The 25,769-nt window shown below is 38.8% G+C and carries 17 protein-coding genes and 1 pseudogene; 6 read left to right on the forward strand and 12 right to left on the reverse strand.

All coding sequences use genetic code 11. The features are described from left to right. Nucleotides 1-334 precede the first annotated feature (334 nt). Complete coding sequence (locus ACQKMR_RS21825) at nt 335-1,249, reverse strand: nucleoside hydrolase (RefSeq protein ID WP_427699198.1); 915 nt, start codon at nt 1,247-1,249, stop codon at nt 335-337. Nucleotides 1,250-1,865: 616 nt separating this feature from the next. On the opposite strand from ACQKMR_RS21825, the gene ACQKMR_RS21830 reads away from it, so the two are divergent. Beyond that, nucleotides 1,866-2,048 carry a hypothetical protein gene (locus ACQKMR_RS21830; protein ID WP_427699199.1) on the forward strand — a complete coding sequence of 61 codons (183 nt, stop codon included), beginning with the start codon at nt 1,866-1,868 and terminating at the stop codon, nt 2,046-2,048. 169 nt (nt 2,049-2,217) lie between these two features. Here ACQKMR_RS21830 and ACQKMR_RS21835 read toward each other — a convergent pair whose 3' ends face one another. The 6 genes from ACQKMR_RS21835 to hutP all read right to left on the reverse strand — a co-directional run bounded on the left by ACQKMR_RS21835 (nt 2,218) and on the right by hutP (nt 12,035). After that, entirely contained in the window at nt 2,218-3,945 is a 1,728-nt protein-coding gene (locus ACQKMR_RS21835) for a glycine betaine ABC transporter substrate-binding protein (protein WP_427699200.1), read from the reverse strand. Nucleotides 3,946-3,949: 4 nt separating this feature from the next. Further along, on the reverse strand, nt 3,950-5,155 hold the full coding sequence (locus ACQKMR_RS21840; RefSeq protein WP_427699201.1) for a quaternary amine ABC transporter ATP-binding protein: 1,206 nt from the start codon (nt 5,153-5,155) through the stop codon (nt 3,950-3,952). A gap of 1,372 nt (nt 5,156-6,527) precedes the next feature. Then, complete coding sequence (gene hutI / locus ACQKMR_RS21845) at nt 6,528-7,826, reverse strand: imidazolonepropionase (RefSeq protein ID WP_427699243.1); 1,299 nt, start codon at nt 7,824-7,826, stop codon at nt 6,528-6,530. A gap of 13 nt (nt 7,827-7,839) precedes the next feature. Next, complete coding sequence (hutU, locus tag ACQKMR_RS21850) at nt 7,840-9,498, reverse strand: urocanate hydratase (protein ID WP_427699202.1); 1,659 nt, start codon at nt 9,496-9,498, stop codon at nt 7,840-7,842. Nucleotides 9,499-9,717: 219 nt separating this feature from the next. Continuing rightward, complete coding sequence (gene hutH / locus ACQKMR_RS21855) at nt 9,718-11,232, reverse strand: histidine ammonia-lyase (protein WP_427699203.1); 1,515 nt, start codon at nt 11,230-11,232, stop codon at nt 9,718-9,720. Nucleotides 11,233-11,570: 338 nt separating this feature from the next. Then, nucleotides 11,571-12,035 (reverse strand): hut operon transcriptional regulator HutP, encoded by a 465-nt coding sequence (hutP, locus tag ACQKMR_RS21860; protein WP_427699204.1) that lies wholly within the window; start codon nt 12,033-12,035, stop codon nt 11,571-11,573. Nucleotides 12,036-12,890: 855 nt separating this feature from the next. Here hutP and ACQKMR_RS21865 point away from each other — a divergent pair. Then, a complete protein-coding gene (locus ACQKMR_RS21865) occupies nt 12,891-14,363 on the forward strand; it encodes an alanine/glycine:cation symporter family protein (protein WP_427699205.1) in 1,473 nt (490 codons plus the stop codon). 88 nt (nt 14,364-14,451) lie between these two features. On the opposite strand, the pseudogene ACQKMR_RS21870 reads toward ACQKMR_RS21865, so the two are convergent. The 3 genes and pseudogenes from ACQKMR_RS21870 to ACQKMR_RS21880 form a co-directional block, all read right to left on the reverse strand. Beyond that, a pseudogene (locus tag ACQKMR_RS21870) lies at nt 14,452-14,659 on the reverse strand (IS6 family transposase); the annotation flags it as partial. 46 nt (nt 14,660-14,705) lie between these two features. Then, nucleotides 14,706-14,879 (reverse strand): hypothetical protein, encoded by a 174-nt coding sequence (locus ACQKMR_RS21875; protein WP_427699206.1) that lies wholly within the window; start codon nt 14,877-14,879, stop codon nt 14,706-14,708. A gap of 155 nt (nt 14,880-15,034) precedes the next feature. Then, entirely contained in the window at nt 15,035-17,077 is a 2,043-nt protein-coding gene (locus ACQKMR_RS21880) for a sigma 54-interacting transcriptional regulator (protein WP_427699207.1), read from the reverse strand. Between the two features lie 238 nt (nt 17,078-17,315). Between ACQKMR_RS21880 and ACQKMR_RS21885 the strand changes: the two genes are divergently transcribed. Next, complete coding sequence (locus tag ACQKMR_RS21885) at nt 17,316-18,737, forward strand: YfcC family protein (protein ID WP_427699208.1); 1,422 nt, start codon at nt 17,316-17,318, stop codon at nt 18,735-18,737. A 48-nt stretch (nt 18,738-18,785) separates the two neighbouring features. Continuing rightward, a complete protein-coding gene (gene iadA, locus ACQKMR_RS21890; RefSeq protein ID WP_427699209.1) occupies nt 18,786-19,958 on the forward strand; it encodes a beta-aspartyl-peptidase in 1,173 nt (390 codons plus the stop codon). 280 nt (nt 19,959-20,238) lie between these two features. Here iadA and ACQKMR_RS21895 read toward each other — a convergent pair whose 3' ends face one another. Next, entirely contained in the window at nt 20,239-20,406 is a 168-nt protein-coding gene (locus ACQKMR_RS21895; RefSeq protein WP_162878727.1) for a hypothetical protein, read from the reverse strand. Nucleotides 20,407-21,075: 669 nt separating this feature from the next. Here ACQKMR_RS21895 and ACQKMR_RS21900 point away from each other — a divergent pair. Together ACQKMR_RS21900 and ACQKMR_RS21905 are read left to right on the forward strand one after the other, a co-directional pair. Next, complete coding sequence (locus tag ACQKMR_RS21900) at nt 21,076-22,710, forward strand: acetolactate synthase large subunit (RefSeq protein ID WP_427699210.1); 1,635 nt, start codon at nt 21,076-21,078, stop codon at nt 22,708-22,710. A gap of 27 nt (nt 22,711-22,737) precedes the next feature. Next, complete coding sequence (locus ACQKMR_RS21905) at nt 22,738-24,171, forward strand: aldehyde dehydrogenase family protein (RefSeq protein WP_427699211.1); 1,434 nt, start codon at nt 22,738-22,740, stop codon at nt 24,169-24,171. Nucleotides 24,172-24,545: 374 nt separating this feature from the next. Here the strand turns inward: ACQKMR_RS21905 and ACQKMR_RS21910 are convergent, their stop codons facing one another. Continuing rightward, on the reverse strand, nt 24,546-25,670 hold the full coding sequence (locus ACQKMR_RS21910) for a D-alanyl-D-alanine carboxypeptidase family protein (RefSeq protein ID WP_427699212.1): 1,125 nt from the start codon (nt 25,668-25,670) through the stop codon (nt 24,546-24,548). Nucleotides 25,671-25,769: the final 99 nt, after the last annotated feature.

Here is a 25,769-nt window from a genome sequence, read left to right on the forward strand (position 1 = left end):
GATATGTATTCAGAGGTCGGTCGCCCAAGTATTGATCCAGTTATTTTAGTTAAACTGACATTCATTCAATGACAATATCAAAAGGGGTTCGGAATTAAAACATTCCTAACCCCTTTTGTCTACAAACTGAAAGGACATCCAAACCAAAGGATGTCCTTTTTCTGCAAATATTATGCTGATTATTACCTAAAGAAGCCGTTTTAAACTTTAAAAAATGAACTCTAGTATGTATCAAACGGAGCATATCTCTTAACTAGTTATCCCCCTAAAAAATGCAGAGTAATCTATATCCTTTATAGTCCAAAGCTAGAGCCTCACATCATGCGTTTCTGTCTTATATTACTCGTTCCAAAAAATGTTTCACAAATCGATCTGCATCTACTTTCGTACAGACGCGAATCTTTGACTCACCTTCATTGAAACCGATTGTTCTACCTGTCTCTTCTCCTTCAGTCACAACCTTGACGTTCATCCATTCTGTAGTCACAAAACTCGGATCAATCACAACTCCAACCGCGAGTGGATCATGAAGAGCACACCCTCCAATACCTGGATTGAAAGTTTCATAAGACTTCATATAAAATTCGGTCATTTCTGCAAAGAATTGGGCAGTCCCTTTTCCTGTCGAGCGCCATTCATCAAGCTTCGATCTTAGTAAAAACGTTTGATGTGTTACATCAAGTCCCACAATGGTGACGGGCATCCCTGAAGAGAACAGATAATCAGCTGCTTCGGGGTCAGATACGATATTGGCTTCAGCGTACGGGGTTACATTTCCTGGTACTGTTACTGCCCCACCCATTATCACTACCTCTTTAACCAGCGAGATTATTTCTGGGGCTTTTTTAATGGCCAATGCGATATTAGTTAGCGGTCCGACAGCGATAATCGTTATTTCATGCGGACGACTTTTTACCTGATTGATTATAAAATCGATTGCACTTTCAGGTGATGCTTGAATAGCTGGTTCATTCTTAAGCGTATTTCCTAAACCGTCTTCTCCATGAACATGCTTTGGATACTTTTTCTTCATTCCACGCACCAATGTTTGATTGGCCCCTTTAAAAACAGGAATATTCTTTTCTACCTTTTCCAAAACTGCCAGCGTATTACGAGTTGATTCAGCTACGGATACGTTACCAAAACAAGTCGTAAAGCCTAGCACGTCCAATTCTGGAGAGTTTAATGCGTATGCCATCGCTAAGGCATCATCAACCCCTGTATCAACATCAAATATTATTGGTTTCATATATTTTCCCACTTTCCTAATTCCAGCTTTTTTAAACGGATTACGATGGTAGTACTGTTGACCATATTTCTTTTAAAAACCCTGGATCTTAATGAACAGACTAACGATACAGTTACTTTGGAAGCACCCGCGTGGTTTGCTACATCTACATCCGTTACATCCCATTTTTTCTTTTCTTATGTATTAAAGAAACCGGTTTTCAAACTAAATTTTAGCATTCAATTTAAGGTTATTCCACGGAAAGTTTAAGAGATTTATAATTGACAATAAACAAGAAAAACAGATACTCTCCACAATTTAGCAGTAAATACATGGAAGGAATGATTCAAAATGGTACAACCTTGTTGGGTGATTCAGTTGGGGAACCTCATCCTGCCGTTTTTCATCTGTGCCTTAAAATATACAAAGATATTTACTTAAATGTATGCTTGACTAGTAAATACTTATATTAGATTATTAATTCAAAGATATTTATTTAAAATTCAATATCAGTGATTTCATTTTTAAAATTGGCCAAATAGTTGAAGGGTATAAATAGTAGATAATATGAGGTTACCAGCATAAAGTAAGTTGTTAGATTCTACTTTAGTAAATGGATATTCAAGGTGGAAAAAAGATGAAGATGTTAAAGTTAATTGAAGATTTTCCTTCTACGTACAAAAAGGGAACAAAGTTCTTTATTATTTCCGATTCAGAGTTCATAGGAGTGAAAAGCTATGTATTACTTTCCGAAGATTTGCAAGGCAAAATTGTGGTATCTGAAGAGGAATTGAAAAATATATTTGTTTCTATTAATTAGGATTTGTTTATTCTTTTTCTCTTTATACACTTCCCTTTAGCCAGGCAATCATTAATGCATGTAATTATTTAAAGTTAAACTTTTTTAATTCAACATTTTGGCTCATATAAGTTATTGTAATTCACAGAAAAAACGAGGAATTTTCATGTAGAAAATCCCTCGTTTTTTCTTATTTTAAATCTTCAATTGAATCAATATCGACATAATCTGGTACGACCAGACCATTTTTTGTTCCTTTTAGATTTGGTCCAAGGTCAACCATGTCATCTTTATACTTATTATAGTATTCAAGATGTGTACCAGGGAGCCATGCAGCTACCATTGCATCCGCACTTCCGTTTGCAACGCCAGCAAACATTGGTCCCACTTCAACTTGACTTAATGTTACATCATAACCATTCTGCTCTAGAACCTTGCCAATCACATTTGTACTGGCAATTTCCGTGTCCCATGCAACATAGACCAGTTTGATTTTCTCGCCATTTCCTGATTTAGCACCTTTGGTCCATTCGGATACTTTGTCCTGATTTTCGCTTATCCATTTTTCTGCTGCTTCTGAAGGAGACATTCCTTCAGTAACTTTGACCATTACATCTTCCATATCTTCAGTTTCCCAGAAGAATTGATCAAGAATTTTATAAGCGCCGGGGGCATCTTGCTCGAGGCCTTTTCTGGCAATCGAATTGATGTTTTCAGCCCCGCCAAAGGATTCATTCGGATCTTCGAGATATTTCAAGTCATATTTCGAGAACATCCAATGCGGTGACCATCCTGTAACGACGATTGGTTCTTTTTTATCAATCGCTTTTTTCAATTCAGCAACCATTGCCGCCGAAGACCCTTCAACCAACTTCCAATCATCCAGCTTATAATCATCTATAGCCGTTTTAGTCAACTTCATCAATCCTGCTCCAGGTTCAATTCCGATGATTTCATAATTGGTTTTGGCAGCAAAACTATTTTTATCCCCGTTTACAGCCGTATCTTTTGTAAAAGCACTGAATAGTGCAGTACCCACAACTAGTAAGGCCAATATTGTAAAAATGATTTTCCTGCTAACGATATGTTCGTAAGCTGGTTTACGAAGGTTTTGCGTGATACGATCAAGAATGATTGCAATGATTACGATGGATAATCCTGCTTCAAATCCTTGCCCCACATTAATTTGGCTGACAGCCCTGTAGACATCAGCCCCAAGTCCGGGTGCTCCAACCAATGAGGCTGTAACAACCATTGACAGTGCCAGCATGATGCTTTGGTTGACTCCTGCCATAATCGTTGGAGTAGCCAATGGTATTTGTACCTTGAATAACTTTTGGCTGCTGGTTGAACCAAAAGCATCCGATGCTTCGATCAAATCATTAGGAACTTCTTGAATCCCAAGATTAGTCATACGGATTGTCGGTGCGATTGCGAAAATGAATGACGCAATAATCCCCGGTACTACCCCTATTCCAAAGAATAAGATTGAAGGAATCAAATAAACGAATGCAGGCATTGTTTGCATGAAGTCCAAGATCGGGGTAACGATCTTACGCACCGTGTTATTTTGGGCACACCATATTCCGATCGGTATCCCGATCACTATCGTTAAGACTCCTGACAATATAACGATTGCCAGTGTTTGGATGCTTGATTCCCAATAACCAAGATTATCGATCAATAGTAAGCTAATGAATGCAAATATCCCTAAGGGCCATCTGCTTGTATAGGTAACCAGAAGGGTTAGGACGATAATTAACACGATGGAAGGTCCAGCACTCATTACATCGACCAAGATATCCAGTAGTCCCTCGATCATATTCGTAATAAGTGTAAATAATCCAGCAAATACAATAGTTATCCAATCCACTAAAGAATCGACCCATGCTCCTAGTGGGATTTTCGGCATATTCATTGAATTATTCACTCTCCATTTCATTCAAGGAATCTTTATTTCCTGCCAAAGCACCAATCACGGCACCGCGAAGAAGAATTCCTTTAATTCTATTCTCATCATCAATGACTGATATTGGCAGACTTGAAGTTGCCATCACATCCATAAGGTTTCCAAGCAATTCATCCTCTTTAACAGTTGGGATATCAGTTGTCATTACTTCAGAAATCGATTGGTTATTGCTCATTGCCTGACGAGCCTGTTCAGCAGTCACGGCCCCCAATAGCTTCTGCTTTCTATCCACAACAAAAATGCTGGAATACCCTTGTTTGCGCATGATTTCCAAGGCAACCCTCGGACCTCTGTCCACCGCGATCTTCTCTGGGCGTATCATCACATGAGACGCTGTCAATACTTTTGATAGATCAACATCTTCCACAAACTTCTCGACAAATTCATTGGCTGGATTCATCATGATTTGTTCAGGGGTTCCCAATTGAATTACACTTCCATCTTTCATAAGGGCAATTCTATCCCCGATTCTTAATGCTTCATCAAGATCATGGGTAATGAAAATGATCGTTTTTTTGTACTGATCTTGGATTTGAATCAGTTCATCCTGCATATCCTTACGAATCAATGGATCAAGGGCACTGAAGGCTTCATCCATCAATAGGATATCCGTATCACTTGCGAGTGCCCGGGCTAACCCAACCCTTTGCTGCATACCGCCGCTAAGCTGTGATGGCAGCTGATTTTCGTATCCTTTCAATCCAACGGCCTCAAGAGCCTTCATCGCTTTTTCTTGACGTTTTGCTGGATCCACTTTTTGAATTTCGAGCCCAAATTCAGCGTTTTCCAATATCGTTTTATGCGGGAATAAAGCAAAGTTCTGAAAGACCATGCTTATTTTCTTTTGCCTGACTTCCCTTAACCGGGCAGCGTTCATCTTCACGATATCTTCTTCATCAATTAAGATTTCACCCAATGTCGGATCGATCAAACGATTGAACATGCGGATCAAAGTGGATTTCCCGCTTCCTGATAGGCCCATGATGACAAAAATCTCGCCGGGATAAATCTCAAAATTAACATTATTCACTCCGACCGTTTGTCCCGTTTCTTTCAAGATTTCTTTTTTCGTTTTGCCTTGCTTCAATAATTCTGTTGCTGCTTTTGGAGATTTGCCAAAAATTTTCGAGACATTTCTGACTTCTACATTCGGCTTCATCAAGTCACCTCATTCTAATAGTTGCCCATATGATATTCAGTTTTGCTGAATTCCCCCGTTTTATGCGAATAATCAATATAAAAACATAAGTACCTTGAAATAAATGAAAATGGCTAAAAACGCTACGTCCTATATTTTTTTCTGTCCCGTATCATTTTTTTAAAAAAAAGCGGACTTGACGCAGCTTAATGATCGCCTGCTACACTAGACACAAAGTGCAAAAGATAATTTATCATTCCCATAAGTATATTGCTTGAAACATATATATGTGATTAATTGAGCATTTTAAGTAGGGAAAAGAGGTGTAATCACATCTGAGGAAATTAGCAGGCACAGTATATACCACCTGAAATATAAATGATTATCACTTAGAGTTTTCTTTGGTCCAAACAATGGACTAAACATCTAACCCCTGAAGTACTTCATTACCTTAATAAAGGGAGAAATTGACGCTTTCATTAGACCCAAAGCGCATAAGGAAAAAATATAATATTCCCATAAGTAATTCAAAAGTGTCTAATTAATTGAGCATTTCAAGTAGGGAAAAGAGGTACATTTATAACTGAGGAAACTAGCAGACACAGCATATACCAACTGAAATATAAATGGTTTTTCACTTAGAGTTTTCTTTATCTTAGCACTTGACTAAACAGTTAACCCCTGAAGTACTTCATTACCTTAACAAAGAATGAATAGAAGTTCAAATGAAGTGGGGCGGAAAACTTGTGTATATATGTTACAACGGGGCCCCATATAAAAGGACCACCAACCCTCTGTAAACCCTTATTTATCAACGGTTCAAGCCGTTTCCGAAATGTCAAAATTATTTTCCAGCAAACTTTTTTTAAAAAATGAAATTGTTTCACAATCGATGGGAACGCTTTGCGGTCACTGCTGGATAAATCTAGTGGGTATTGATATGGGCTTTAGTGGTGCACCATGGATCTCATTCGCCTATGTGTCTCTTGGCACCTACTTCCATGCAATCCTTCGTTCAGTCTAGTCATAAAGTAGCAGCTGGCTAGACTCAAGGTCGAAATGAAAAAACGAACTTATCTTTTAGAATTCCGTTTTTGCTTTTTATGAAGAAACAGATACTCCTATACCTTATAAACTAGATAACGGTATATAATCTGAAGAACCGTATCATTTTCAATATGATACGGTTCTAACTATTTACAAATTTGTCTCATGGCAAGAGCAGTCTTACTTACTCCTACGGCACTTATCGTAGTTCGGGAAAGAGCGACTCTTAGAATTGTAAAGTCTACAGCCTGAAGATCGATTTCTTATCCCTCTTCAAACTGTCTCAATCTAGTCACTAAGTTTTGGTTCAAGTGTGTTCTGCCTTTTCCAATGAAAAGAAGGGCGATTAAGTTGTGGATACGGGTACTTTATGTAAAATTCCACCCTCCACGATCACCTTTCCACCTTTAAGAACAGTATCAACAAGATTTACTGCATAGTTATACTGTAACGTTTGATAATTTGGTGCATCAAATAAAACAAGATCTGCCTTCTTTCCTACTTCGATACTTCCGATTTGATCAGCTTTTCCAATTGCATGAGCTGCATTAATCGTACATGCCGTTAAAACTTCTGCTGGTGTCATTTTCATCGTCAAACATGCTAAGTTCATGACAAATGGTAATGACTCAGTAGGAGATGATCCTGGATTACGATCTGTCGAAAGAGCAACAGGTACACCAGCTTCGATCATCTTTCTTGCATCTGCAGGCTTTTCCATAAGGAAGAAAGCAGTTCCTGGTAATAGGACAGCAATCACTCCGCTTTCAGCCATTTGCTTAATTCCTTCAGTAGAAGCTTGTAATAAATGATCTGCTGAAACAGCTCCTACTTTTGCAGCAAGTTCCGCACCACCAAATTGGACAATTTCATCTGCGTGTATTTTGGGCTTTAATCCGTAGTTCTTACCTGCCTCAAGAATTCGCTCAGACTGCTCTATCGTAAAGACTCCTTCTTCACAAAAAACATCACAAAACTCAGCTAAATTTTCTTCGGCAACCTTTGGAATCATTTCTTCGATCACAAGACGAACAAACTCATCTGGATTTTCCTTATATTCAACCGGAACAGCATGAGCTCCCATAAAAGTGGAAACAAGGTCAATTGGATGCTGCTCATTCAACCTTTTCGTTGCTCGAAGCTGTTTCAATTCATCTTCAAGTGTCAATCCATACCCACTTTTAGATTCAACAGTCGTAACACCATATTGTAAAAAACGATTCAACCGTTTCAACGATTCTTCAATTAATTGTTCTTCGGAAGCTTTTCTTGTACTTGTTGTGGTTTGAAGGATACCTCCACCGGCTTTTAAAATATCAATATACTTCGCTCCGTTTAACCGCATTTCTAGTTCTTTTTCACGGCTTCCAGCAAATACAAGATGTGTATGGGGATCAACCAACCCCGGGGTTACGACTTTCCCCGAGGCGTCAATCGTTGATACTTTTCCATCTATAGTAGAAATATATTGTTCAGCTTCGACATCTGACCCAACAAAAGTAATCGTTCCACCTTCTATAATAACACTTCCATTTTCAATGATACCGATGTCTGACATGGCGTGGCCACGCTTTGGTTCCGTACTGCCACCCTTAACCGTCACCACTTGTGATGCACGTTTAATATACGTAATTGATTTCACGATCTTTTCACTCCTCTTAATCTAATGATGGAATGTTCATACCCTTTTCTTTTGCTGTTTGAATCGCTAAATCATAGCCTGCGTCCACATGACGAACAACACCCATACCAGGGTCTGTTGTTAAGACACGTTCCAGACGTTGTGCAGCATCTTCCGTTCCATCTGCTACGACTACCATACCAGCGTGAAGAGAGTAACCCATACCTACACCACCACCATGGTGAACAGATACCCAACTTGCTCCTGCTGCTGTATTCACTAATGCATTTAAAATAGGCCAGTCTGATACAGCATCACTTCCGTCTTTCATTGCTTCTGTTTCACGATTTGGTGAAGCCACAGAACCGGCATCTAAATGATCTCTTCCAATGACGATAGGTGCTGAAAGCTCTCCAGATGCAACCATGTCATTAATAATTTTCCCGAATCTTGCACGTTCACCATAACCTAACCAACAAATACGTGCTGGTAATCCTTGAAACTCAATTTTTTCTCTCGCCATTTTGATCCAGTTACAAAGATGTGTATTATATGAGAATTCGCGTAGAATCACTTCATCTGTTTTGTAAATATCTTCTGGATCTCCTGATAAGGCAACCCAACGGAAAGGTCCTTTTCCTTCACAAAATTGAGGACGGATATAAGCTGGCACAAATCCTGGAAAATCGAACGCATCCTTCACTCCTTCATCAAGTGCTACTTGACGAATATTATTACCGTAATCGAAAGCGATTGAACCTCTTTTTTGCATGTCTAAAATGGCTTGCACATGTTGAGCCATACTTGCTTTTGATTTTTTTACATACTCTTCTGGATTATTGTTACGTAAAGTTTCCCCTTGCTCTAAAGTAAACCCTACTGGTAAATAACCGTTTAGTGGATCATGAGCAGATGTTTGATCTGTCACAATGTCTGGGATAAAGTTGCGTTTAAGCATTTCTGGCAGAACTTCAGCTGCATTCCCTACTAAACCAATCGAAAGAGGTTTACCCGCGTCTCTTGCTTCTTCAGCTAACACAATCGCTTCACCTAAGTTTTCTAACACGACGTCACAATAACGAGTTTCAATCCTTTTTTCGATGCGTGATCGATCGACATCAATGCCAATCACTACGCCGCCTGCCATCGTAACTGCTAGAGTCTGAGCTCCTCCCATGCCTCCCAACCCAGCTGTTACAGTAATAGTACCTGCTAGATCGCCATTAAAATGTTGATTCGCACATTCAGCAAACGTTTCATACGTACCTTGTACAATTCCTTGACTTCCAATGTAGATCCAACTTCCTGCTGTCATTTGGCCGTACATCATCAAACCTTTTTTATCAAGTTCATGGAATTTATCCCAATTAGCAAATGCAGGCACAATATTTGAATTAGCTAACAGAACACGCGGTGCATCTTTATGGGTTTTGAAAACAGCTACAGGTTTTCCTGATTGCACTAATAATGTTTCATTTTCTTCTAAATCTTTTAAAGATGACACGATACGATCAAATGCTTCCCAGTTACGTGCAGCCTTTCCGATTCCTCCGTAAACAACTAGCTTTTCTGGATGTTCTGCTACTTCTGGATCTAAATTGTTCATTAACATACGAAGAACAGCTTCTTGCACCCATCCTTTAGTGTTTAGTTCTTTTCCCCGAGGTGCTCTAATTACTCTTTGTTCAGTTTTCATTTATATTTCCTCCCCTATTAACATGAAAATATTTGAAACTAGATTTTTTAATTTATAGATACTAATAATTTCTTAGAAAAAATCTACTTTTTTTAAAATTCTACTGAGACACAATTTCATAAAAAACGTAAACGTCATTAGCTGTTCTTAATTTTAATGTTTGGTTGTAGTAATACACCTTTGGGATACCTTTTTATTTTAAAAAATATCCATGTAATTTTATGAATGCATCATTTGATAATTAACTTCCCGTACGTCCTCTTTTAATACCGTAGCTAATCTTTCAATATCAAGTGAGAAAATACGATCTTGAGTAATAGTTGGAACAACTTCCCTTATTTTTGAATAAACTCTTTTTGTCTCTGGTGCTAACTTATTTGATCCTCTAAAATCAGCAGCCTGAGCAGCACAAATGGCTTCTATAGCAAGGACTTTGCGACTATTCTGAATAATTTGGTAAGCATGACGTGCAGCCGTTGTCCCCATACTCACATGGTCCTCTTGGTTAGCTGAGGATGGAATAGAATCTACACTAGAAGGATGAGCTAATGTTTTATTCTCTGAAACTAATGATGCAGCAGCATATTGAGTAATCATTAAACCTGATTGGAGACCAGGATCTGGACTTAAGAATGCTGGTAGATCATTTAGTTGAGGGTTTACCAATCGTTCAATACGTCTTTCAGAAATACTTGCGATTTCTGACATTGCAATACCAAGAAAGTCCATAGCAAAAGCAATCGGTTGGCCATGAAAGTTTCCTCCAGAGATAACCTTTCCGCTATCTGAGAATATTAACGGGTTATCCGTTGCTGAGTTTATTTCAATCGTTATTTTCTCTTTTACATAATTTAAAACTTGCTGAACAGCACCATGTACTTGTGGTATGCAGCGTAATGAATAAGCATCTTGAACTCGGATTTGTCCCTGAGTGGTAGTTAATTGACTACCATCAAGATAAGAAAGAATTCTTCCAGCTACTTTTTGCTGTTCTGGATAAGGTCTTACTAAATGAGATTCTGGAGTGAAAGCATCAACAATTCCTTGAAGTCCTTCTAATGTTAATGAAGCTATTCCATCTGCAAGATCTGCAAGCTCTTGAGCTTCCATATATGCAACTACACCTACAGCTGTCATAGCTTGAGTTCCATTTATTAAAGCTAGACCTTCTTTTGCTTGTAATTTTATCGGTTCAAGACCTGCTTGCTTTAGTGCTTCTCCCCCTGACATTTTTTCACCATTGTAAATAGCTTCGCCTTCACCAACTAATAGTAATGCTAAATGTGATAATGGTGCCAAATCACCACTTGCTCCTAATGATCCTTGACTTGGAATAATTGGAGCAATGTTGTGATTTAAACAATCAATTAGTAACTGCAGCGTTTCTAGACGAATGCCTGAATATCCCTTTGCTAATGCATTCGCTCTGAGAAGTAACATAACTTTGCTTACCTCCAAAGAAAATGGCTCCCCGAGTGCACAAGCATGGCTTCGAATTAAATTGATTTGTAAGTCAGCTAAATCGTCCTTTGAAATTACCGTATCACTAAATTTTCCAAATCCTGTGTTAACACCATAAATTACTTTGTTGTTGCTAATACTCTCTTCAACTATATTTCTGCTTTTCTTTATATTTTCTAGGGCATCACTACTAATTTTAACGGAATAACCCTCATGAATAACTTGATGAATTTGATCATACGTTAATGAATTTCCGTCTATTTGAACAAACATTATCATCACTCCTTTATATTTATGTAAAATCAACTTACTTTTTGAAAATAAAAAGGGGGCTATATCAAAAGAGAAATGTATCCCTCTTTTGATATAGCCCCCTATAAACTATTAACTATGGGCTTTAAATATAAGTTTAAACATTGAAATCAACTAATTAACTATCAATCCTAAATAACTATGAAACCTAAATGACTATATACTTTAAAGTGTACGACTTAAAGTATAACTATGAATGGCACCTAACAACAGTATCACCTTATCTGAATGTTTTGTCAATTGTTTTTCTAAAAAATTTTAAGAATTATTTGAAACTTAAATACTTTAGGGAGATTTTTTTATATATGATTAAATCCAAATCCTAGTGCATCATGTTCGAATCCTTTTTTGGGAGCACCTATAGTTCCATATACAAATACACTAATCCATTCTCCATTGTATCCAGAAAAGTCCATATTTCCTCTAACAATTGAAAAAGTTAAACCAACAGTACGTAAAATATCTCCTAATTGTAGGGTACCCCTGCTTACTCCTTGCATCGCCTCTAATATTGCATGATACAAAGCATGAACCTCTCTATACGAGTTGGAATTTATTACATTATTTGTTTTAGCACTCGTCTCAATCGCGGAAACTACTTTAGATAAATCCATGGCACCAACTTTTCCAACTGTATACTGACACCCTCTTGAGTTAAGTTCTTGTTCAATTTCTTTTACCATTTCAGTATTATGCAAGAGAACCAATAAAGAAGTTAATTTCCCCATAGAAAAATTATTGATCTGGCTAACCTGATTATTCATAGATGTTCCTCCCCCTTTATTTACCCTTCGACTCAATAAGTATATACTTTAGGATACATTAGTTGTCAATCTGTATATGACATTACTCATGGGAACGCATACATAACAATGTTGACAACTATTTATTCAGTAGATATACTTTAGTCGATTCTGAAGTTTCAGACAACATAGCCTTTAGTGACTGATTTACATTTATAACTGCCTAAATTGGAATTAGAAAAAAGAGTAACACGGCATCTTATGTTCAGAATTGTTTCCGAAAGAGTAGAACAAATACGTGTCAAAGTAAAATTATAATTCATCTAAAGATGTTTGAATTATAATTTTGAAATTTCAATTACTAGATATTTAAGTTACTTTAGAATACTAATTAAATAAAACAAGAATCCAATTTAGTTATTAGTGTATAGTATGGAACTTGGCATGAAGAAATATTTATATTTCTTTTTTGCGAAGTTTTTTTGTTTTTGTGAAATATCTATTTTAATTGGGAAAGGAAATCAAGAAGTTTGAAAAAGTGGTTTTATTGGAAGTCATTAAAACGAAAATAATTTAAAGTTTTTATTGTGGGAAATTAAGTTATCAAAGTTGTGTAAATAGTGTTTTATATTAATTTTAACTTATTGCTCATTATTTTTGCAGGAGGAGTTTCAGCATAATATGAAAATAACTAAATTACACAATTAGAAAGTGGGGTATACATGTTTAATTGATTATCAAAAGCCCTCAATGAACTTCAAAGAGTCGTAGCCTCGTAATGTAATGTTATATTAGTAAACTTAAATAAAAACCACATCGAATTGTAAGCGTTTTCTTATGATTTTGTTTTTATATTACCAACAAGGAGGGGTTTATTTGGAGAAGTATGTTTCTTTTTTAAACGGAATTTTGTGGAGTGATATTGTTATTTATATTTTGCTGGGTATAGGGCTTTTATTTACAATCTTGACCCGCTTTCTGCAGGTCAGACATCTTAAGGAAATGGTTACCCTCCTATTTCAGGGAAAGAGTTCGGAGGCTGGGGTATCATCATTTCAGGCCCTTTCAATTGCACTTTCTGGGCGTGTTGGGACAGGAAATATTGCCGGAGTAGCTACAGCCATTGCCTTTGGTGGACCAGGTGCTGTTTTTTGGATGTGGACAATCTCTTTCATCGGTGCATCAAGTGCATTTATAGAATCCACACTAGCCCAGATTTACAAAGTAAAACAAGACAATCAATATAGAGGGGGCCCTGCCTACTATATTGAGAAAGGAATAGGTTGGAAATGGTTTGCTGTTCTTTATGCTTTGACAGCAATTATTGCACTAGCAATTCTTATGCCTGGTGTACAATCAAATTCTATTGCAATCGGTGTAGATAATGCATTTGGAATTAATCCGGTCATTACAGGAATAACCATTGTAATTTTATTAGGTTTTATTATTTTTGGTGGCATAAAAAGAATTGCAAATGCTGCTCAAATTATTGTCCCCTTTATGGCTCTAGGTTATATTCTTATATCTTTAATTATTATAGCAATGCATATTTCAGAGCTGCCAGCGGTTATTTCCCTTATTTTCCGAAGTGCATTTGGACTGGATTCAGCATTTGGAGGAATCATTGGGATGGCTATTTCTTGGGGAGTAAAACGCGGAATGTATTCAAATGAAGCAGGTCAGGGAACAGGAGCCCACCCGGCTGCTGCCGCTGAAGTATCGCATCCAGCGAAACAAGGATTAGTACAAGCGTTTTCCGTTTATATTGACACATTATTTGTATGTTCTGCTACGGCGTTTATGATCCTATTCACAGGAATGTATAATACGCAAGCCGGAGACGGTTCTTTCATTGTAAATAATTTAAAAGGAATCGAAGCAGGCCCTGGATTTACTCAAGCAGCTATTAATAGTGTTTTACCTGGCTTTGGTGCTGGTTTTGTGGCAATTGCTTTATTCTTCTTTGCTTTTACAACGCTTATGGCCTATTACTACATTGCCGAGACAAATATCGCATACTTAACTCGTGGTAAAAACAGTAACTGGCCAATGTTAGCATTAAAACTTGGTATTCTGGCTACCACATTTTATGGAACTATGAATGAAGCATCGTTGGCCTGGGCCTTAGGAGATATTGGATTAGGAGTTACGGTTTGGCTGAATATTATTGCTATTTCAATACTAGCTAAACCAGCATTAGTATCATTAAAGGATTATGAAAAACAGAAAAAACAAGGTCTGGATCCAGTATTCAACCCCAAAGCTTTGGGTATTAAGAATGCTGATTACTGGGAAGAAGAATTTAAAAGAGATACAGAGTTTACTTTATCCAAGAGAAAAGTTGAATAACATATCCACATCTAATTAAAACTTAGATTATGGTGCAAACACTTTGAGAAAGTATAAAGAGCGAAAAGTTTTCTAATGGAATCCATTTTTATGCTAAAAGACCGAAAAGTTGATGAATGAGGTTCACTTTATTTCGGACAGACTTCTCCCCATGAAAAGTTTGTCCTTTTTTTATATGCACGGCTTCCAACTCCAGCATGAATTCGTTTAGCAGTTCGAAAGGACTTAAATCCTAACATGAATCGTTTTTGTATGAAGAGATAATCATGTTCTACAACATTGTTTAGATATTGAATATATCAAAATAAGACTTAGGGAATAAAAAATTGAGTTTACAAGGTCTTAGAATTCCATCCTGACTATGGAGAGGAAACCCAGCAGCATCCTGACATGTTTATACTCCCTCTCAGCAAAAGGGCTGACCTCAGCCTGCAACCAGAATTCCCCTAATACTTGTAATGACCTAGACTCATCAGCCACAACAATAAATCGTATAGGGACAGCTGACACCAGCATTCTCTTAGCAAAGCTCCTAAGTCTCTTTAAAATTAAATGTTAATTCATGTCTATGTCATCTTGCACTGCCTATGTCATAACCAACTCAGTCAAATAAATGTGGTTGATTATATCATTTTGTCCAAAAGCAACCTGCAAGAATGATTTCTTTAGCATTACACTGCACACTTTGACTTAAGAAAGTATAAATACTCTATTCCGGCAGCAGTTATCTTCGTGCCGGCCCTTCCTCTGCCTTTAACAACAAATCCTTCTCCTTCTAAAATATCCAAACGGCGCCGGATCTGCTGAGGGGACAAGACAAAGTCCGATTCTTTGCTTTGACTTGAAATCAGCTCTCTGCTTGCCGCTTTTCCTTTATCGTTGCATTGCTTGATTACTTCCAAGATAAAAACACGCTCTTGCATTTCCAGCATACTACTTTCACATTCGGAATATTCAGATGTCATACTATCTCCCGATTGTCCTAGCATGGACGGAAGGTCTCTTTTCGTCACTACATTTCCCTCACAAACCGTCAGCATGTAATCAATTGTGCTTTTCAGTTCACGTATGTTGCCAGGCCAATTATATTGCATGAAATACTCCAGTACGTCTTGCTCTACCTTTACCCACTTCCCACTCTTTGTGATGAGATGCTTAATCAAAAGCGGAATATCCGCTCTTCTCTCATTGAGTGGCGGAATGCAGAGATTAAGTACATTCAGCCGGTAAAACAAGTCTGTTCTGAACGAACCGTCGCGCATCTTTCCTTGAAGATCTTTATTTGTTGCTGTAATCACTCGAACATTAATAGGTATGATTCTTCTGCCTCCAATCCTGCGAATTTCCGCCTCCTGCAGAACTCGCAGCAGATGTGATTGAACTGTGAGACTTATGTCGCCAATTTCATCCAAAAAGATAGTCCCGTTATCCGCTAATTCAAATAAACCTTTCTTGCCTCCCCTTTGCGCTCCTGTAAATGTCCCTTCTTCGTAGCCGAATAATTCACTTTCAAGCAAAGTTTCTGTTAATGCGCTGCAGTTTACAGCCAGAAACGGCCCGTTTTTTCGCAATGAATACTCATGAATAGCATGCGCAAACAGTTCTTTTCCTGTTCCTGTCTCTCCCTGAATCAAAATAGGATGCTCTGACAAGGCAAGCTTCTTAGCAATCTGCTTACGATCTTTCATTACATCATCCTCACCGATAATATCATCAAAGCAGTATTTCGTATAAAATCCTTTATTTCGCATTTCTCTTTGTGCTGTCTTTTCTATTTCAAAGGCTTGATGTACACTTTTGAAGGTTGCGACAATTGTATTTTCTTTCACCATTTGCAATCGAAAAATAACGACATCCACGCCATCTATATCGAAGAACTTGCTTTCATCCTTACCGTTCATGATGAAATCAGTAATATCCCGGCGATTCATTACATCCTTCATATACTTATTAACTACATCTTGTGCATCAACATGAAACAATGCCGCAAGCCGATTATTGAATACTGTAATCCGCCCTTCCTCGTTAATGACCAATATTCCATCATCGACAGTTCCCAACACATTTTGGATGTGCTCGCTCATCTGCTTGGCATCCCGCTCTGCATATAGCAGCCTATGTTGTAATTCAATGATATTCCTAATATACCTTTCTGAAATCCTCGAGGATATATCCTTGTTCAAACCGCAGCATTCTACAACTTCCAGAATTGTTGTCATGTCAAAAAGACGCACGCCTATATCGATTACTTCTTTTATGTAAGAGGGGCACAGATGTGTTTCCCCTGGTGAAATGGCAATTTGGACATCCTCATAAAACAATACCCCCTTTCGAAATGGGATAAATTGAACATGATCAACACCAAGCTGATATAAGGATTCAATAAGACTTATAGTGGCATCATCATCATCATTCACCACCAAAACTGCTGAACCATCAGGTATTCTTAAAAGTTTGTCAATGTATTCATGATTAACTGTTCTCTTTCCCACAATTATTTTCTCTGCATTTACACTATACATAGCATTTGAATTATCATAAGCGGTATCTGATGAATACAAGATAATTCTATCTTCCAGTGACTGTGGTGTTCCCTCATCGGTAGCATGGCTTTTAACATGAGCATAGTCTCCAAGCAATTGTTCCAGCTGTTCCTGCAAGGCTTGCTTTGTTTTTGCACTTCCCGCTATAAGAGTAAGTGAGGATTTTGACATAAAAACACCTACTTGTCTTTAAATTGGTTCTATTATATCACCAAAAAGAACCAATAATGACCTTAAACTCTAATCCAACCATGAAGTTTTCATAAAAATCAATCTTTTCATATTGGCACAGATTTTGCTTGATACCTGTATAAAGGAGGAAAACAGCAAAATAAAGAGAGTCTAGAGGGGGTATTTTGTAAGCGTTTTAGTTCCATGCATTTATTTTAAAGACAAAGGAGAGACACGTATGAGCCAACCACAAGAAAAGATTGTATCGCTTGGAACAGCGGGAAAAAAAGAGAGAAAAATCAATGTTTTTGTATTACTGCTCTGCATTCTCGCAATAGCAACTCTATTCACTTACATTTTACCGGCTGGGGAATATGCAAGGATTGAAGCGGATGGACGGGCAACTGTAGACGCCAATTCTTTTAAATGGATAGAATCTGCACCGGTCGGATTGTTCGATATGATAAAAGCTATTCACACAGGAATGGTAGAAGCCGGAAATATTATCTTTTTCTTATTGATTATCGGAGGGTTTTTCGGTGTTTTAAGAGCAACAGGTACGGTTGATGTGCTTATCGGGACAATGGCTCGGAAGTTGGCGACGCGTGAAAAGCTATTGATTCCTGTCGTGATGCTGTTTTTCGCTGTAGGTGGCTCCTTAATGGGGATGGCAGAAGAAACACTGGCTTATCTTCCTCTTATCATTCCCCTGGCGTTGGCTCTGGGATTCGATACAATTACAGGAACCGCCATTGTCATAGTAGGGGTAATGTCAGGGTTTACGACTGCCGTCATGAATCCATTCACAGTAGGACTTGCCCAAGGAATCGCAGAATTGCCGATGTTCTCAGGCATAGGGTTCCGCCTTATTTTATTTGTTATTGTCTATCTGGTTTCCGTTCTTTATATCTATCGTTACGCAATGAAGGTAAAGAAAAATCCTTCTATAGGAATCTACGGAAAATATACAAAAGAAGAAGCAAAAAACCTGCTGCAATCAGGTGCGAAGTTAACAGCGAGACACAAGTTCATCTTAGTAGCTTTTTTAATTAACTATATCGTCTTGGCGTTTGGAGTCATCAAGTTCCAATGGTACATGACAGAAATCGCTGCCTTATTCATTGTATTGACAATCGTAATTGGAATCATCGGAAAACTGTCTGCAGATCACATTGTCAACTCCTTTACTAATGGATCTGCAGCCTTGCTCGGCGGCGCTTTGATAATCGGCGTATCACGTGCCATTCTTGTCGTATTGAATGAGGGCCATATCGTCGACCCTATGCTGCATCAAGTAGCTGAATCTATCCAGCATATCCCGGCCTTTTTAAGTGTTGCCGGCATGTACAGCTTCCAAACTCTTATCCATTTTATTCTAGCGTCCGGCACCGGTCATGCGATGCTGACAATGCCAATTATGGTGCCGCTCGCAGACTTATTGGATATTACACGCCAAACTGCAGTGTTGTCTTTCTCTTTCGCGGACGGAATCGGAAATATGATTTTCCCGACCGCTACCACCTTAATGGCGGGCTTAGCAATCGCAGGCATTTCTTGGACAAAGTGGGCGAAGTGGATTTTGCCGCTGGTGCTCATTCAATATCTCATCGGATTAGTAGCTGTTATCATAGCCCACTTCATCGGGTATGGTCCATTCTGATAGCAGTATTTACAAGAAAGAAACAGTATTTACAGGAGGAGAAACAAATTGCTTACTTTAATTAAAAATGGCGAGATATACTCACCCAATTACTTAGGACGGAAAGACATATTGATTACAAACGATAAAATCGCATTTATAGATGACAGAATCGAGATTCCTGACAACTTTGCCCCTATTCAAATCATTGATGCGACTAACCTTTTGGTTGTTCCGGGTTTTATAGATTCACATGTTCATATTATTGGTGGGGGCGGCGAGGGAGGATTCAAAACCCGCACCCCCGAGCTGATGCTCACTGATATTACAACTTCAGGTATTACAACTCTGGTTGGCTTACTTGGTACGGACGGCACTACACGTAGAATGGAAAGCCTTCTTGCCAAGGCGCGGGCGCTTGAAGAAGAGGGTATTTCCTGTTTCATTCATACAGGCTCCTATCAAGTGCCAGTAAAGACATTGACGGGAAAAATCGAAGACGATATTATTTTAATCGATAAAATTATCGGTGTTGGAGAGATCGCAATCTCCGACCATAGATCATCAGAACCCACATTTGAGGAATTGACTAAAGTCGCTACTGCGGCACGCAATGGCGGTATCCTGTCAGGAAAAGCTGGGATATTAGAAGTTCATGTAGGGGACGGAGATGGAAAGCTTTCCTTGCTGCATGAAATTGCAGATAAAACCAACATTCCGATTCGGCAGCTCCATCCGACACATATCAATCGAAATGAAGAATTATTCAGGGCGGGAATTGATTACGCGAAGCGAGGAGGATACGTAGACTTCACCACAAGTAGCATTCCTTTATTTTTGGAGGAAGGCGAAGTGAAGTGCAGCATGGGCTTGCGCATGATGCTTGAAGAAGGGGTTCCAGTTGGACACATCACCTTCTCTTCAGACGGGCAAGCAAGCCTTCCATTCTTTAACAGCCACGGGGAGTATGCAGGCCTACAAGTAGGAAAAGTATCGTCGCTATATCACGAAGTGCGTGATTCTGTTTTAGAGGAAGGCATCCCGCTGGAAACAGCTCTGAGGGTCATCACCACGAACCCCGCACAAGTGCTAAAGCTTTCGAGCAAGGGCAGCATCCAAACCGGCAAGGATGCCGATATCGTATTTTTGCAAAAGGAAACATTGACGATCGATACAGTAATGGCAAGAGGACAAGTGATGGTAGAAAAGCAGGTTCCGCTAATAAAAGGAACGTTTGAATAAGGATAGATCAAGATTTTTCAGGAGAAAAGCAGGTTCTGAGCGATGCCTCTATGTTTACAAAACTACAGGCATACAAAAGTGTATTTCAACTTTAACGAACGTAAAATCTACCTATTTTAAACAAAAATACCCGTTCAAAAAAGTTGTACTTTTACGAACGGGAAAAATTTAAATGTCTAAATATTTTGATGGGACACAAGCCTTGTTTTATCAATCTAATTAGCGATTATTCCACAAATATCTAACCATTGTATTCCACCCGATTAATTTGCTGAGTAAATTAAGGCATCTCGTCCTCTTTTTCCCGATTTTTAAAAGCTTCATGTGTAACAATATCTTCAATCTGTTCATACTGTCGACTGTGTTCCTTCTCTTCGCTTATTCTATTATTAGGTAAGTTTCCAGGATGTCCTTTTTCTTTGTGATTAAAATTTTTACCACGACTCATACTTATTCTCCCCTTTCTATTCTTGCTCGTTTAGTTTTCTCCAGCGAAAAAAAATTATGATTTAATTTCACTGTTTACGAACTTACACCTATTTTCTAACGGATTTCATGAATCCACGCGCAATATTTACGAGATAAGCTCCCATCTAAAAGCAATCACAAACCTGCCAGGGATGAACAGCTTAACAGAAGCGATATTTTTAGCACACTTCTACATGCAATATGGAAGCAGACGATTCCTCCCCCCCATTTTCCTCTCACTGCGAAAAAAGCGGATCCTTCAATAAGATATATCTTTTGGTTATCAGCTTTGTTTATCTATCGTATTTTTCTTCTTCGGCAAATTTTGGCGACCTATTTAAAAACCACGCGTAACTACTTCTCAAATAAACTTTGAGCTTTTTACGATATTTTTGTAGTCATTCCTTTAAAACACTTCCCTTCATTATCACCATTAAAAGAATAGTGCCGCATTTCTGGACCGATTTTTGCTAAAAAAAGCTAATCTTCCTAGTACTGAGTAATTCAGTAGTATGGCGTGATGCTTCTGAATTTGCTCAAAACATTCATAAATAGACGAAATGGTTTTTAAAACACTCAGGTACATAATATTTCATAAGCAGTGCCAACATATAAGGAAAGAAATTGAATTGGTTGAGGAGGGAATAGTTTGAAGGCATCAGATTTGTTTGTACGATGTTTAGAGAATGAAGGAGTTAAGTATATTTTTGGAATACCTGGTGAGGAAAATACGGATTTAGTTGATTCTCTAATAGGCTCTGATATTAAATTTATCTTAGTTCATCATGAACAAGCAGCTGCTTTTATGGCAGACATCTATGGTCGGCTAACTGGAAAGCCAGGTGTTTGTTTGGGCACATTGGGACCGGGTGCAACCAATTTATTAACCGGGATAGGCAATGCTTATCTGGATTATTCACCTGTTGTCGCCATCACAGGTCAGGCGGGCCTTGATCGCATTCATAAGGAGTCCCATCAATATGTCGACATTATTGGAGTTTTTGAGGAAGTAACGAAATGGAATCAACAAATTAAGGTGCCACATACGATTCCGGAAATTATCCGAAAAGCATTTAAGACAGCTGTCATTGAAAAGCCAGGAGCTGTTCATATCGAGCTCCCTGAAGATGTGGCAATGATGGATACAGAAGGTGAACCACTACCAGTTACACCAATGCCAAGATCCCGCCCTGCCGAAGCCGTAATCAAAAAAGCCGTAGAATTAATCAATCGCGCTAAAAAGCCGATTATTCTAGCTGGCAATGGCGTGATCCGTGATGGAGCTACAGAGGCCTTGCGGAAATTTGCAGAAGCGAAGCAAATTCCAGTTGTGAATTCGTTCATGGCCAAAGGGGTTTTACCTTCCGACCATCCATTGACCCTTTATACAGTAGGGATGCAAGCAAGGGATTATGTTCTATGCGGGTTTGATTTGGCCGATCTCATTATCACCGTCGGCTATGATTTCGTCGAGTACTTGCCAAAATATTGGAACGATGAGGCGATGAATCCGATTATTCATATTGATGCCAGAACAGCTGAGATTGATGCTTATTACCCGGTTCAAGCTGAATTGGTCGGTAACGTCACAGAGACACTTGAAGCCTTGACTACTGAAGTTGAAGAAAAAGAACTATGGCCAGAAGTGAAAAGGTTAAGGTCTCAGATTGTTGAAAAGCTTCATTCTTCGGATGAAGTATCAGGAAGCCCTATCATCCCTCAGCGAATTATTGCCGATTTGAAAAAGGCGGAAAAAGGGAATGCCATTGTCATTTCGGATGTAGGCGCTCATAAATTATGGATTGCCCGGTTGTATCAGCCCGAAAAGCCTAATCACACTATCATTTCTAATGGCTTTGCATCGATGGGTGTTGCGGTTCCCGGTGCTATTGCGGCCAAACTGGCAAAACCTGATAAACCTGTCATTGCGGTCACAGGTGATGGTGGATTTCTGATGAATGGTGTTGAATTGGCAACCGCTAAACGTCTGGGTCTTGCCTTCGTGATTGTCATTTTCCATGATTCAAAATTTGGCTTAATCGAGTGGAAGCAATTGAATAAGTTTGATCGTACGAATGCGATTGAATTTACAGACCCAGACTTTTTAGAATTCGCTAAAAGTTTTGGTGTTAAAGGGGTCAAAGTAACCCATTCCGATGAATTGCTTCACACATTAGAGGAAGCCGTTGCGAGTAAGGAGATTGTCTTGATTGATGTGGATGTCGATTACTCGGAAAATGTAGAGCTTTCGAAAACACTAGGTGATTATATTTGCAAATTATAAAAGCATGTATTATTGGAGGAATGTCAGATGAAGCAAAAGTGGCAATTGTGGATCGGTGGCAAATGGCGTGAGGCTAAATTGTATGAGCCGTTATTTAATCCACATTCAAATGAAGAAATTGCACAAATCGGACAGGCTGAACCAGCGGATGCCATTGAAGCGATCGTAGAGGCAAATGCCGCTTTTCAGAAATACCGATCCTACCCGGCGCATGCACGAGCCGAAATTTTAGTAAAAGTTGCCGCAATCATGGAAGAACGCACTGAAGAACTTGCGAAAATCGTTTCTCTAGAGGCGGCGAAAACGATTCGAAATGCTCGTGAGGAAATCAATCGTACGGTTCAGACCTACCGTTTTTCTGCAGAAGCGGCAAAGAACAATTATGGAGAACAAATTCCGATGGATGCGGCACAGGGTGGAGTAAACCGTTTTGGCTTCACGATTCGTACCCCGATTGGCGTTGTAACGGCAATTACCCCATTTAACTTTCCATTTAATCTTGTCGCCCATAAAGTTGGTCCAGCTATTGCGGCTGGAAATTCAATTGTATTAAAACCTGCCGAACAAACGCCTCTTAGTTCGCTCGTGCTTGCAGAAATTTTTAAAGAAGCAGGCCTTCCAGAAGGTGTATTGAACATCATTCCGGGCAAAGGGGATGTCTTAAGTGAAGCTTTGACAACCCACCCACATGTAAAAAAAGTGACTTTTACTGGCAGTGTGGAAGTCGGACACCTTATCCAGCAGCAAGCAGGCTTTCGTAAGCTAACCCTTGAACTCGGATCCAACTCGCCGTTCATTATTGATGAAGGAGTCGACATCGATAAAGTCATAGAACGAAGTGTGATGGGCTCTTTTACAAATAATGGGCAGGTGTGTATCTCGATTCAAAGAATTTATGTCCACAGTTCACTGTACCAACAATTTTTGGAGCGATTCGTCAGTAGGACAAAACGGCTTGTCATCGGATCCCCTCTCGAGGAAAGCACTAATATTACTGCGGTCATTTCGAAAAAATCGTTGGAGCGGTTACAAAGTTGGATCGACGAGGCAGTACAGGAAGGAGCAAAAATTGAGTGTGGCGGTACAGTGGAAGGCAATGTTCTCTTACCTACCGTCTTAACAGATGTAAATCGTGACTCAAAGGTATTTCGTTTCGAAATATTCGGTCCGATTGTCTGTATTTTCCCATTCGATACGCTGGATGATGCCATCAAGGATGCAAATGATTCACGTTACGGATTGAATTCAGGAGTAATGACACCGAGCATAGAACGTGCTTTTTATGCGGCGGAACGCTTGGAAACGGGTGGAGTCGTCATTAATGATATCCCGACCTATCGGATTGATAATATGCCTTATGGTGGCTGGAAGGACAGCGGTGTTGGCAGAGAAGGCGTCAAATATGCGATGGAAGAAATGATGGAGCAGAAATTCATTAGCTTTAAAGTAAGTGACAACTGATTATTAATAAAAGAAGGAAGTATTTTTTTCCGTTAATGGGTGGAAATAATATAAATCGTGGTATATGTAGAGGGCGATATCCTAAAGATGTCTTCCTCTAGTATCAACATAACTATATACCCCTAAAAGAAAATCCCTGTCCTAGGATTATCAATACCTAAATCATAAAAAGCCTTAAAAATAAAGGAGTACACATATTAGTTGTATAATATGTGTGCTCCTTCGTTCTATTTATTAAATTAAAGCCACCCTTTAGTGGCTGATTTTAGGGAAATGTATAAGGCAACAACGCCTCTGATTGCCAGTCGGTGAGTTTCTTTAGTAACGAGTTCTAAAATCACTTCGTTTTTTTCTTTTTTTTAGAAAAACCGTTATCAGAATGATAAGAATGACACAGCCTCCCCATCCTTGAGATGGAACATAAAATTTAGTAGCTCATCATCGATTGTTTCTTTTTTAATCGAGGCAGGCAATACTGTGTTCCTGACATCAGCGACCGTTTTAAGGTCAAAGGATTCTATTGCTTCCCCTTCTTGGTTCATGATTGAGAGAATTCCATCATTACTCGTTTTTAGACTAGGTTGATCACTAATTAAATGAGTATAGTATAAGTCTTCGTTCAGCGTGTAGGAATTAGAGTAGTCCGCTGAATAAAGTTTGCTTTTTTTATCAATTTTGCCTGATTTAAAGTTTTCAAAGCCATAGTTGAATAAAAGCTTGGTATCAGAGTAGGCAACTTTGTCTGAAGGAGCTTTTAGAGTGACGGCAATCAAGTCCTGTTCTCCTCTAGTAGCAGTAGAAATCAGGGTGTAGCCGGATTGACTGACGAAACCGGTTTTCCCGCCGGTTATTCCCTTATAGGGGAGCTCGCCTTTTAAAATTTTATGATGGGTAATTAGAGTTGTGTCCCATGTTTCCACTTCCCATGGTAAATTCTTCTTCCCAAAATACTCACGGAAAGTTTCATTTTTCATTGCATATTGGGTAATTTTCGCAAGGTCACTGGCTGTAGTTACATGGTCTTTGTCAAACAATCCATGTGGGTTCGTAAAATGAGTATCGGTGACGTTTACTTCCTTCCTTAAAAACTCATTCAAATCCTCCATGAACAGTTTTTCACTACCAGACATATGCTCAGCAATTGCGATAGCTGCATCATTTCCGGAGTTGATGAGCATTCCTGCAATTAATTTGGAAAGCTCTATTTTCTCCCCAGGTTCAATAAATACCGAAGAGCCGTCTGCCTCAGCCGCTTTTTTGCTAACAGTCACTAGTTCATTCTTATCCCCGTGCTCAATAGCATATATAGCAGTAGCAACTTTCGTTAGACTGGCTGGATACATTTTTTTATTTGTGTTTTTTTCGTATAACACTTTCCCACTTTTCGCATCAATAATGATCCCAGCTTCACTAATGAGAGGTAAGTCTGATTCTGCACTTACAGTCGTAGAGGCGAAGGGGATTAAAGCCAAAATGAAGATAAAGAAAAACTTTTTCATATACCTCTCCTTTAATGATAGTAAATCCTATATAGTCATAATAAAATAAATCTGAATGTTTAGAGATGTTTTATTGAAATTGAAATAAAACAGTAATTC

The organism is Peribacillus sp. NPDC096540 (genome assembly GCF_050278525.1).
Taxonomy (GTDB): domain Bacteria; phylum Bacillota; class Bacilli; order Bacillales; family DSM-1321; genus Peribacillus.

Coding starts and splice junctions, on each gene's coding strand:
- ACQKMR_RS21825 (WP_427699198.1), bottom strand. CDS start 1,249: ATGAAACCAATAATATTTGATGTTGATACAGGGGTTGATGATGCCTTA.
- ACQKMR_RS21830 (WP_427699199.1), top strand. CDS start 1,866: ATGAAGATGTTAAAGTTAATTGAAGATTTTCCTTCTACGTACAAAAAG.
- ACQKMR_RS21835 (WP_427699200.1), bottom strand. CDS start 3,945: ATGAATATGCCGAAAATCCCACTAGGAGCATGGGTCGATTCTTTAGTG.
- ACQKMR_RS21840 (WP_427699201.1), bottom strand. CDS start 5,155: ATGAAGCCGAATGTAGAAGTCAGAAATGTCTCGAAAATTTTTGGCAAA.
- hutU (WP_427699202.1), bottom strand. CDS start 9,498: ATGAAAACTGAACAAAGAGTAATTAGAGCACCTCGGGGAAAAGAACTA.
- hutH (WP_427699203.1), bottom strand. CDS start 11,232: ATGTTTGTTCAAATAGACGGAAATTCATTAACGTATGATCAAATTCAT.
- hutP (WP_427699204.1), bottom strand. CDS start 12,035: ATGAATAATCAGGTTAGCCAGATCAATAATTTTTCTATGGGGAAATTA.
- ACQKMR_RS21875 (WP_427699206.1), bottom strand. CDS start 14,879: ATGCTGGTGTCAGCTGTCCCTATACGATTTATTGTTGTGGCTGATGAG.
- ACQKMR_RS21880 (WP_427699207.1), bottom strand. CDS start 17,077: ATGTCAAAATCCTCACTTACTCTTATAGCGGGAAGTGCAAAAACAAAG.
- ACQKMR_RS21885 (WP_427699208.1), top strand. CDS start 17,316: ATGAGCCAACCACAAGAAAAGATTGTATCGCTTGGAACAGCGGGAAAA.
- ACQKMR_RS21895 (WP_162878727.1), bottom strand. CDS start 20,406: ATGAGTCGTGGTAAAAATTTTAATCACAAAGAAAAAGGACATCCTGGA.
- ACQKMR_RS21905 (WP_427699211.1), top strand. CDS start 22,738: ATGAAGCAAAAGTGGCAATTGTGGATCGGTGGCAAATGGCGTGAGGCT.
- ACQKMR_RS21910 (WP_427699212.1), bottom strand. CDS start 25,670: ATGAAAAAGTTTTTCTTTATCTTCATTTTGGCTTTAATCCCCTTCGCC.